We start from the raw sequence: 9,171 nt of genomic DNA on the forward strand, positions 1-9,171 counted from the left end.
TGCTCTACAACCTGTACGGCTCGACCGAGGCCGGCTGGGCCTCCCTGGCCACGCCGGCCGACCTGCGTGCCGCCCCCGGCACCGTCGGCCGGCCGCCACCCGGCGCCCCGGGCCCCGGGGGGGGCCCCGGCCGCATCGTCACTAACCGGCGGGAAAATGCCGGTCCAGGACATCGGCCCACTCCTGCAGGGGCCCCGGTTTGTATGGGTTGCCGTAACCATGGCCCTCGCGGGTGTGGTGGGTGATCATTGTGGGGACGGACGATGGCAGGGTGAGCACTGCGAGTGAACAACACGCACAGGCCACGCCGGACCGTGTGCGCTCCGGGGACGTGGCCGGGCGTGCCCTGGCCACGAGCCGGTATGAGGTACTGGCGCCGCACCTGCACGACGGAATACCACTGGCACGGCTGGCAGCCGCCCGGGGCGAAGACGGTCCCTCCTACCGAACCTTTCAGCGGTGGCTGGCCGGCTACCGGCGCTCGGGCCTGGACGGTTTGGCCCGCGCAAGCCGCAGCGACAAGGGCCTGCGCCGTTTCCTTGGGGTGCCCCGAACCCCAAGGGCGCTGGGCGGACACACGGGACGACGCGGTCAGTCGCAGGCAGCGCCGAAGATCAGGCGACTGCCGGACCATTTCCCGTCAAAGGGCCCGGCGGTGTCGGCGTGGTGAGCGACGATGCTCACGCACATGTTCTTGCCATAGACCCGTACCGGGCCCGCGTAGTACTTGAAACGCCCGTGGTCGAAGTCGTGGTTGTTCTTGACGTTGTCCTCACGGAAGCGGCTGTTGTACATGGTGATCTCCATCGGGGTACGCGTGCCGTACCGCTGATGGTCCGGTCGCTTCGCCAGGACGGCGCAGTTCCAGCCGCTGCTCGCGTTGTAGTAGAGCTTGACGTCGCTGATGTAGAACTTCTCGCCCGTGTACGCGTCCTTCATGGGAAGGCGCCAGGTGCCGACCAGCGACCCCTTGCAGCCGTACCCGCCCGCGTGCGCCGCGGCAGGCATGGCCGCCCCCATTCCCGTCACGACAATTGCCGAGAACACGACATGCAGAGTCCTCTTCACCGCGGTGAAACCTCACTTCCTCCTCGTGTACCGGAAAACGCGTTCACTTACCTGAAGGGTCGGTTGGCCGCTACAGGCAGCCCCACTTGATCGTCTCCATCAGTCCCCAGTTCACCACCATCTGGGTGCACCAATTGGAGCCGGTGGCCTTGAAGATGGTGTCGGTGTAGGCGACACACTTCTTCTCCTGCTTGCAGTCCTTTGTGGCGCGCGACTTGATGGTGTCGCCCTTCCGCAGGTTGATGGATATCTGAGGCCGCAACGCGCTGGAGCATTTCACGACTCCGCGGCCGACGATCGTGCGCATGCCGACCTCGTGGCCCTGGATCGTTTTCACGCTTACCGAGCAGTTGGGGGGAATGTCGGCCGAGCTCGCCATGGCCGCGGGCCCGGCCACGAGCGAGACGCTCACCGGCAGCAGCACGCTCAGCCGGGCGACAACCTTGGTGACGGAACGGAACACGACTGCCTCCTATGCCTTGAACGATTCGGTGTAGGACTTCGTGACCGTGTCACGGAAACCATTGATCCACTGGGCTTTGACCTTCACCTTCCAGGTCTGGATGCCCGACGGGTTCTCCACCCGGAGGTTGACCTCGCAGACCATGTCCCGGGGCGGCTGGCCTTCCGGGTTGAGCGGGCCCTCCTGGCAGATCTTCTTCTGGCCCACTTTGACGCCGTCCCTGTAGAGGGTCATCTGCAGCTTCACGCCATAGACGTAGTCGCACGTTGAGCGGGCGTGGGCGTATACCTTCTTGGGCGGCTGGCCCGGGGCTGCCGAGGGGCCGCCCGCCACGTATGTCGTGCAGGTCGACGCGGCTGCCACCGATGCGGGGGCCAGGCTGCTGTCCGTGACGCCGGCGGCGGATGCCGGGTACGCCCCGGCCGCTACCGAGGCGATGGAGCCCGCCGCGAGTATGCAGGCGATCCGTTTGCCGTTGAGCATGATGACGACTCTCCGATCGAGGGGTTACTTCTCGGACTTGGCCGTGAGCGGGTTGCCGAGGTGGTTGAGACGGGCGTCCATGGTGATCTTCTTGTCGTGTTGGCTGTTACACCTACGACGAAACAGCCCCGCAAGCTGTGACAGCAGACGAATGTGATGTACGTCTCCCCGTTTGTGCCCGTACACCTGGCGCATCCGGGCGCGATCTACTGTCGGCGATTGGTTGTCTCGGCCTATGACCGGTCGTACCGGAGGAGATCGCCCGGTTGACAGTCGAGGGCATCGCACAGGCGCACGAGGGTGGAGAAGCGGATCGCTTTGGCGTGGCCGTTCTTCAGGATTGACAGGTTGACGACGGTGATCTGCACTCGGTGCGACAGCTCGGTGAGCGTCATGCCGCGCTCCTTGAGCAGTTCATCCAGTCGTACACGGATGGTCGGATCGGCCATCAGATGGTGGCCTCGACCTCTTCGAGCAGCACCAGGCCACGCCGTACGATCTCCGAAACGGCCAGCACCGCGACTCCCGTCACGACCCCGGCCACCACTTCGCCCGACGGGGCGTAGAACGGGTAGCTCTTGGCCAACAGCATCGAGGCCAGAATCGGCTCGGCCACCATACCGAGCAGTCCCGTGGCGAGCGAGCCGATGATCAGGATCCAACCGAGGCGCCGCAGGTGGGCGGCGGTGACGGCGGAAAACAGCGCCCTGTCTCCCGATCTGGCCCTGCGCAGCGCGCGAACGACAGTGAACAGGGCGAGCAGTGTCGTCGTGACGCCCGGCGCCCACAGAAGCAGGTAGAGCAGCCCGACAAACGGCGCGGGCCCCTGGTGACGGACCGTCACGTCGGCGGTCGCGCTGACGATCGCGGCATCCGGGGCCGCCATGCCCGCGACCGGCACGTCGAACACCCGCAAGGGGACGCCGATGCCATTGCCGGTGCCGATGAAAGCGATCAGGGCGGTGTAGAGCAGCAGGCCCAGGGCGCCCAGGCAGGCCAGGACCAGGAAGAGGGTCAGCAGGGTTTCGAGCCGGGTGAGCCATCTCGTAGACATAACGATAATCGTAAATAACGAGATTCGTTATGTCTAGCGCAGCCAGGGAAGCGAGTTTCGTGCGCATCAGTGTCCCTCGTCCTTCCGGGTCTGTTGTCGCCTTCCGGGAGCCCCACGGGCTGCGCCGCTTCGCGTTGAAGGCGCGCCGGCCGCGCCCGAGCAGAGCACCGCGGCCGCCGTCGAGCGATTCCTCGACTCCATCCCCGCGGCCACCACCCGCGCCGGCTACGCCCAGACCCTCAGCCACCTGGCCACCATCACCGGCCCGGAGCACCGGGTCGCCGACCTGGCTCCCGAGCACTACGCCGCGGTGATGGACCACTGGAACACCGCGGCCCCCAGGGCCGTCCACCCCACGGCTGCTCCGGCCCGCCGGAACAGCCCGAAGGCCGCCACGGCGATCCCGGCCATCACCCAAATGCCGGGCAGGATGACCGTGGTGATGGCCAGGCCACCGGTGAAGTTCCCGTCGCCGAGACCCAGTCCGAGCCCGGCGACCACCAAGATGGCGACGGGCATCGCCACCGCGAACACCAGGTGGCTGACCACCCAGCGGGCCCGGCTCACCGGGCCGGACAGGAAGAGTTCAGTGGCCGCCTCGCCGCGCAGGCGAAACACCGTCATGATCGCATACAGGGACACGGAATACACCGCCAGCTCGTACACGACGAGTTCGAAGAAGATCTGCCCGGGATCGTCGGCTCCGGTCCGCTCAGCCCAGAAGTCCAGCGCTCCGCTCTGACCGAACGTCTTGACGGCGCTCTGCCCGCCCAGCCCGACCCCGGCGCCGATGAAGGCGGCGCCCGCGATCCATGCCAGCGCCATGGTGCGGTGCATCCGCCACGCCAGCCCGAAGGCTCCGCACAGGCCGTTCGGCGCGTGGACGGGGCCGAAGCGTGGCGGTACGAGGCCGGCACCGGTGTCCCGGCGGGCCGACCGTGCGTAGGCCACCCCGACCAACACCGCAACGAACGCTACCACCAGCAGGAACACCCACCACTGCTCGCCGCCGAAGGCGCGAGCGTGCAGGATCCAGCCGGTCGGCAAGAGCCAGCCCAGCCGGGCTCCTGATGCTAGGACCGCGGGGGCCAGCGTTCATCAGGTCTGGAAGGCTCTCCAGGATTCCACAGTCGCTTCGGCGATGATTTCTATGCGACAGCCATATGCCAGATGCCCATCAGACACGAAGCTGTCGTCCCTGAACGGCAATCCGCAGAAGGAAGCGTGAAAGGGTCCTCCTCCCGCACTCGCGGCTCGTCATCGACTCCATCGGTCTCTACCGCTCCAACCTCATCGCCATCGGCCGCCCGGACCACCTGGCCGCCACTCGCCAGTGGCACGACCTCTGACCGGGGTCAGCGAGCTTCGAGCTTGCCGTGCGCCTCGATCGAGAGGTCCTGCCAGTCGGCCCAGGTCTTGAGCCGGTCGGCGTAGGCCTGCTGGATCAGCGGGTAGAAGCCCTTGCCGAACAGCACCCGCACCGGCGGGTTGGCGGAGTCGACGAGCTTCAGAAGTGCCTGCGCCGCGGCGGCCGGGTCTCCTGCGGGCAGCTTCCCTGCCATCGCGCCGAGGCGCTGGCGGAGACCGTCGTAGGCCGGCTCGGTCTTGGCCATGTGGCCGTTGGCGAGCGGGTCGGGGTTGTTGCCGTCCCGGGTGGCGAAGCCACCGGGCTCGATGATGGTCACCTTGACGCCGAACTCGGCGACCTCGCCGGCGAGCGCCTCGTTAAGGCCCTCCAGGGCCCACTTGGAGGCGTGGTAGGCGCCGCCGAGCGGCATGGCGATGACCCCGGCAGCCGAGGACAGCTGGATGATGTGCCCCGAGCGCTGCTCGCGCAGGTACGGCAGCGCGGCCTGGACCACCCACACCGCGCCGAACAGGTTGGTCTCGAGCTGGGCGCGCAGTTCCTGCTCGGTCAGCTCCTCGACTGCGCCGATCTGGGCGTGGCCGGCGTTGTTCACGATGACGTCGAGCCGGCCGAAGTGCTCCTTGGCGCGCTTCGCGCTCTCGAAGACGGCGGCCCTGTCGGTCACATCCATCTCCAGCGGGAGCACCGCGTCGCCATAGGTGTCGACCAGCTCCTTCAGGCTTGCGGTGCTCCGGGCGGTGGCGGCGACCTTGTCACCGCGCGACAGGGCGGCCTCCACGAAGTTGCGGCCCAGGCCGCGGGACGAGCCGGTGACGAACCAGACCTTCTGCATGGTGTGCTCCTTGTTGCCGGTTTCAGCTGTTACAACCCCCTAGACGAGACAGCCCGGCGCGGATGTGAGCTCGGCCGAGTGAGACCTGCGACACCTTGTCACTTTTATCCGGCTATGGTGATATCAATGGTCGGCGTGACCCGCACTGAGGAGTTCCAGGAGCTACGGCCGCTGCTTTTCGCGATCGCCTACCGGATCCTGGGCAGTGTGAGCGAGGCCGAGGACGCCGTCCAGGAGGCCTGGCTGCGCTACGAGGGCTCCGCGACCCAGCCCGAGTCGCCCAAGGCCTTCCTGTCGGCCACGGTGACCCGGATCTCGATCGACGTGCTGCGCTCGGCCCGCGTCCGGCGCGAGGCCTACGTCGGGCCGTGGTTCCCCGAACCGCTGCTGACCGACCCCTACCAGGACCCGGAGCGGTCGGCGGAGCTGGCCGACTCGGTGTCGATGGCGGCGCTGATCCTGCTGGAGCGGCTCAGCCCGCTCGAGCGTGCGGTCTTCGTGCTACGCGAGGTGTTCGCCTTCAGCTACCGGGAGATCGCCTCCGCCGTGGAGCGGTCGGAGGCGGCCTGCCGCCAGCTCGCGGTGCAGGCGCGCCGCCACATGGACGCGGGCCGGCCCCGCTTCGAGGCGGATCGCCGGTCGCGCGACCAGCTTGCCGGGCGGTTCTTCGACGCGCTCAAGGAGGGGGACGTCGAAGGGCTGCAGGAACTGCTGGCCGCCGATGTCCAGCTGGTCAACGACGGCGCCGGCAAGATCGGGAGTACGCTCCCCGTCTTCGGCGTCGCGAAGGTCGCCCGGGTGCTGTCAGTCACCATCCCGCCGTTCGCCCAGATCGGCGCGGTGCTGGAGGCACACGAGGTGAACGGCCAGCCGGGCGCGATCATCCGCGACCGCGATGGCCGGATCTTCAACGCCTGGACGCTCGACATCTTGGACGGACGCATCCAGACCATCCGCTCGATCGTCAATCCCGACAAGCTTGGGCACCTCGGCCCCGTCGCCGACGCCCACGCGGTCATCCGCGAGAAGAAGCAGACCCGCCGCGCGCAGCAGACGCCATGACCCGGCGCATGTCGGAGACCGCACGCATGGTTCCGCGCAGGGTGCCGGTCACCGTGAAGCGCCCCTTCCTGGGCAGGTAGTCGACCTCGGTCTCGGCGATGCGCCAGACGCCGGCGCCGGCACGCAGCACCATCTCCAGCAGGTAACCGAAGCGGCGGTCGGCCGGGCGGAGGTCCAGCAAAGCGGTAGGGCGGGCGGCGCGACCAGCTCGGCCATCACCGCCTGTGCTTCACCCTCCAGCACCGCCCATTCGGCATCGGTCAGATCCGACGGATACGACGGCTTGCGACCATGGCACCCGCACCCCGGCGAGGGACAACCACTGGCGCTCACGCGCGGACGTATAGGCAGACAACCACGGGCTCCTGGTCGCCGAGTTGCGTAGGCAACACCTCAGCTATCAGGAGCCCACTGCTTCCGCAGGCGAACCACTCGGCAGCGGCACTTACCAGGTCATCCTTGGTCGCGGCCTCACCGACCCAATCCTTCGTCAGAAGGCTCTTAGGGAGTCGTGCTTCCTGTCAAGCGGCGTGACTGGTTTGTGATCTTTGCTGCTCCGGCAGTGCAGTTGGGGGACTGCCCTGGGTAGCGGGGGGATGTATCTCGCGGGGCTGTCTTGACCAGCATGTTCTCCCGTGGTCAAGGGATCGTGTGCGAGTTCGGCGGCGGTTCGGCCGCGGTGCGGATCGGCACGCCGCCGACACCGGGGCCAGGGAACGACGCCAGGCGGGGACGTCGACTGCTTGTACGGCAGTTCGGGGAAGATCTCCGTATTCTGGGGACGGCGAACGGGACCTGCGGTAGGTGGGTTTGTCGACCAAGACAGCCCAACGCCGGAGGCCCCGAGGACCATCTGCGACGCGACTTCACCGCCACCGCGCCGGACCAGCGGTGGGTGGGCGACGGCACCGAAACCCCACCGGCGAGGGGAAACTGCAACTGGCGGCGGTGTCGGACCTGTTCTCCCGGCGCATCGTGGGCTATGCCTGAGCGAGCATCACGATGCGGCTCTGCTGGCACGACGGGCGGCGGGCTGCCCACAAGGTGCGGGACTCGCCGCGACGTCAATCATGGATCTGACCGAGAGTAGCCTGAGTGCTGCCTGGCAGTGCCGACCTGGCCTATTTCTTCAGCCGCTTCTCTAGGTCCAGCATGATGTCGTTGAACTCGTCGGGGCGTTCGAAGTGGAAGCCGTGGCCGGAGTCGACCTGGTAGAACTGCACGTCCTTGAGCAGGGAGCGGGCTTGCTGGGCGTCGTCGGCGCTCATGGCGGCCAGCAGGACGCCCTTGTCGTCGTACAGGTCTTTGACGTGGATCAGGACGGCGGGGACGCCGATGCGCGAGAGTGTGGCGGCATGGTCAAAGCCCTGATGGAAGCTGTTGTCGTAGAAGGTCTCGCCGAAATGGGGGTCGTAGGAGTCCATGGCGCGGAAGGACTCGTTGAGCTCCGGCGGCATGTAGAAGATCATGAGTGGTTCACCGGGATGCTCCTTGCGGTAGGAGAGCGCGTACTCCTGCATGCTCTGCTTGGCGCCCTTGAACAGGTCCCAGATCGCGCCATGCCGGATCTGGTAAGCGGTGAAGTCGCTCTCGCCGCTGCGCAGGAAGTCGTGGGCAGAGGATGCCAGGCCGACATAGTTGAACGTCTTTTCCGCGCGGGGCAGGACCGAGGAGAAGAACGGCGGATCCTCCAGCACCACCGCCTGGACCTGGGCGGGCGCGTCGGCGGCGAGCACGGCCGCGATCAGCCCTCCGGAGGAGTGACCGGCGACGACCGCGGGCTCCCTCACGACCTGGGTCAGGAACTGGCGGGCGTCCGCCGCTAGCGCCTTGGCGGTGTACTTGACCGGGACGCGCGCCGACTTGCCGTGACCGTAGACATCGATGGCGAAGACGTGGTAATGCTCGGCCAGGTCGGGCAGCACCCGGCTCCAGTGGCGCCAGTCGACGGACTGGCCGTGGATGAGCAGGAGGGACGGCCCGTTGTCAGGGCCCTCGGCGTAATTCATCAGGGATCCGTTGACCGTGGACTGCTTCTCGACGAAGCCGGCCTCTCGTACGGCGTCGGCGTCCCGCTCGGCGTAGGTGACGTTCCGGTACACGTAGCCACCTGCCGCCAGCGCGGCCAGAAGGAGCAGACCCCCGGTGACCAGTAAGGCGATGCGGACGAATCTGCGCAGGGTCATCGGTCGGCCTCCGGGTCGGCCGGCGTCTCCTCCTGCACGGCAAGCACGCCCTTGGCGAACTGCTGGAACCGCTCGTTGTCGACCAGCGCGATGCCCTGCTTGATGTCCAGCAGAACGAGCAGGGTGTCGCCCGGCTGGAGGCCGAGCAGGTCACGCGCGTCCTTGGGGATGACGATCTGCCCCTTCTCCCCGATCTTGACCGTGCCCACGATGTAGCGACCGTCCGGCCCTTCGATCATCTTCCCGACCATGTTCCCCCTGGGGTCACAACTTGTCCCACTAGACCTACTTTTCCAACTATAGACACTTCTCTCCTTGGCGTGTCCTTGTTTCCGCATCACCGAGGCGGCCGATGCGCTCGGCGGGTTCTCGCCGGGAACGCAGACTTCTGCCGTGAAGATGTGAAACGGGGGCACGAGTGCCTGGGGAAGGGGCAGCTCGCCTGCGGGCGATGACGTGGAGGGACCGGCCCCAGGGTTAAGACCGGCGGCCGGCTGACCGATGAACACAGTTCGCCGTTATCAGCTGCCAGCCCGCAAGGGGCTCCCGGTTGTGACGTCGCGCACCCATGTCACAGTCGAGCGGAGCGCGGCGTCTTAAGGGGCATGACGGACTCGGAACAGACCTCGGTGTTGATCACCGGGAGCAACAAGG

General features: G+C 67.2%; 11 protein-coding genes. 1 reads left to right on the forward strand and 10 read right to left on the reverse strand.

What is annotated here, in order from left to right:
- Nucleotides 1–591: 591 nt before the first annotated feature.
- The 7 genes from Q9G87_RS59960 to Q9G87_RS59990 all read right to left on the reverse strand — a co-directional run bounded on the left by Q9G87_RS59960 (nt 592) and on the right by Q9G87_RS59990 (nt 5,269).
- Nucleotides 592–1,047 carry a hypothetical protein gene (locus Q9G87_RS59960; RefSeq protein WP_305925623.1) on the reverse strand — a complete coding sequence of 152 codons (456 nt, stop codon included), beginning with the start codon at nt 1,045–1,047 and terminating at the stop codon, nt 592–594.
- Between the two features lie 91 nt (nt 1,048–1,138).
- A complete protein-coding gene (locus tag Q9G87_RS59965; protein ID WP_305925624.1) occupies nt 1,139–1,531 on the reverse strand; it encodes a hypothetical protein in 393 nt (130 codons plus the stop codon).
- Nucleotides 1,532–1,540: 9 nt separating this feature from the next.
- The gene (locus Q9G87_RS59970) at nt 1,541–2,014 is read right to left on the reverse strand and encodes a hypothetical protein (RefSeq protein WP_305925625.1); all 474 of its coding nucleotides are present in this window, start codon (nt 2,012–2,014) and stop codon (nt 1,541–1,543) included.
- A 233-nt stretch (nt 2,015–2,247) separates the two neighbouring features.
- The gene (locus Q9G87_RS59975) at nt 2,248–2,463 is read right to left on the reverse strand and encodes a helix-turn-helix domain-containing protein (protein ID WP_305925626.1); all 216 of its coding nucleotides are present in this window, start codon (nt 2,461–2,463) and stop codon (nt 2,248–2,250) included.
- Nucleotides 2,463–3,068, reverse strand: coding sequence for a DUF2975 domain-containing protein (locus Q9G87_RS59980; protein WP_305925627.1), 606 nt, complete (start codon nt 3,066–3,068; stop codon nt 2,463–2,465). Before Q9G87_RS59980 ends, Q9G87_RS59975 begins: the two co-directional genes overlap by 1 nt.
- A 300-nt stretch (nt 3,069–3,368) precedes the next feature.
- The gene (locus tag Q9G87_RS59985; RefSeq protein WP_305925628.1) at nt 3,369–4,115 is read right to left on the reverse strand and encodes a hypothetical protein; all 747 of its coding nucleotides are present in this window, start codon (nt 4,113–4,115) and stop codon (nt 3,369–3,371) included.
- 308 nt (nt 4,116–4,423) lie between these two features.
- Nucleotides 4,424–5,269, reverse strand: a complete 846-nt coding sequence (locus Q9G87_RS59990) for an SDR family NAD(P)-dependent oxidoreductase (protein WP_305925629.1) — start codon at nt 5,267–5,269, stop codon at nt 4,424–4,426.
- Between the two features lie 135 nt (nt 5,270–5,404).
- Here Q9G87_RS59990 and Q9G87_RS59995 point away from each other — a divergent pair, with 135 nt between their 5' ends.
- The gene (locus Q9G87_RS59995; protein ID WP_305925633.1) at nt 5,405–6,331 is read left to right on the forward strand and encodes an RNA polymerase sigma-70 factor; all 927 of its coding nucleotides are present in this window, start codon (nt 5,405–5,407) and stop codon (nt 6,329–6,331) included.
- Here Q9G87_RS59995 and Q9G87_RS60000 read toward each other — a convergent pair.
- The 3 genes from Q9G87_RS60000 to Q9G87_RS60010 all read right to left on the reverse strand — a co-directional run bounded on the left by Q9G87_RS60000 (nt 6,285) and on the right by Q9G87_RS60010 (nt 8,756).
- Nucleotides 6,285–6,512 carry a hypothetical protein gene (locus tag Q9G87_RS60000; RefSeq protein ID WP_305925630.1) on the reverse strand — a complete coding sequence of 76 codons (228 nt, stop codon included), beginning with the start codon at nt 6,510–6,512 and terminating at the stop codon, nt 6,285–6,287. The two genes, Q9G87_RS59995 and Q9G87_RS60000, sit on opposite strands and share 47 nt — an antisense overlap.
- A 940-nt stretch (nt 6,513–7,452) precedes the next feature.
- Entirely contained in the window at nt 7,453–8,517 is a 1,065-nt protein-coding gene (locus Q9G87_RS60005) for an alpha/beta fold hydrolase (protein ID WP_305925631.1), read from the reverse strand.
- The gene (locus tag Q9G87_RS60010; protein WP_305925632.1) at nt 8,514–8,756 is read right to left on the reverse strand and encodes an AbrB/MazE/SpoVT family DNA-binding domain-containing protein; all 243 of its coding nucleotides are present in this window, start codon (nt 8,754–8,756) and stop codon (nt 8,514–8,516) included. Before Q9G87_RS60010 ends, Q9G87_RS60005 begins: the two co-directional genes overlap by 4 nt.
- Nucleotides 8,757–9,171 lie beyond the last annotated feature (415 nt).

Origin of the sequence: Nonomuraea turcica, from assembly GCF_030718205.1 — a bacterium.
Classification (GTDB): domain Bacteria; phylum Actinomycetota; class Actinomycetes; order Streptosporangiales; family Streptosporangiaceae; genus Nonomuraea.

What these genes read in the sequence shown, in the direction of transcription:
- Q9G87_RS59970 (WP_305925625.1), bottom strand. Translation starts at nt 2,014, where the DNA reads ATGCTCAACGGCAAACGGATCGCCTGCATACTCGCGGCGGGCTCCATC.
- Q9G87_RS59975 (WP_305925626.1), bottom strand. Translation starts at nt 2,463, where the DNA reads ATGGCCGATCCGACCATCCGTGTACGACTGGATGAACTGCTCAAGGAG.
- Q9G87_RS59980 (WP_305925627.1), bottom strand. Translation starts at nt 3,068, where the DNA reads ATGTCTACGAGATGGCTCACCCGGCTCGAAACCCTGCTGACCCTCTTC.
- Q9G87_RS59990 (WP_305925629.1), bottom strand. Translation starts at nt 5,269, where the DNA reads ATGCAGAAGGTCTGGTTCGTCACCGGCTCGTCCCGCGGCCTGGGCCGC.
- Q9G87_RS60005 (WP_305925631.1), bottom strand. Translation starts at nt 8,517, where the DNA reads ATGACCCTGCGCAGATTCGTCCGCATCGCCTTACTGGTCACCGGGGGT.
- Q9G87_RS60010 (WP_305925632.1), bottom strand. Translation starts at nt 8,756, where the DNA reads ATGATCGAAGGGCCGGACGGTCGCTACATCGTGGGCACGGTCAAGATC.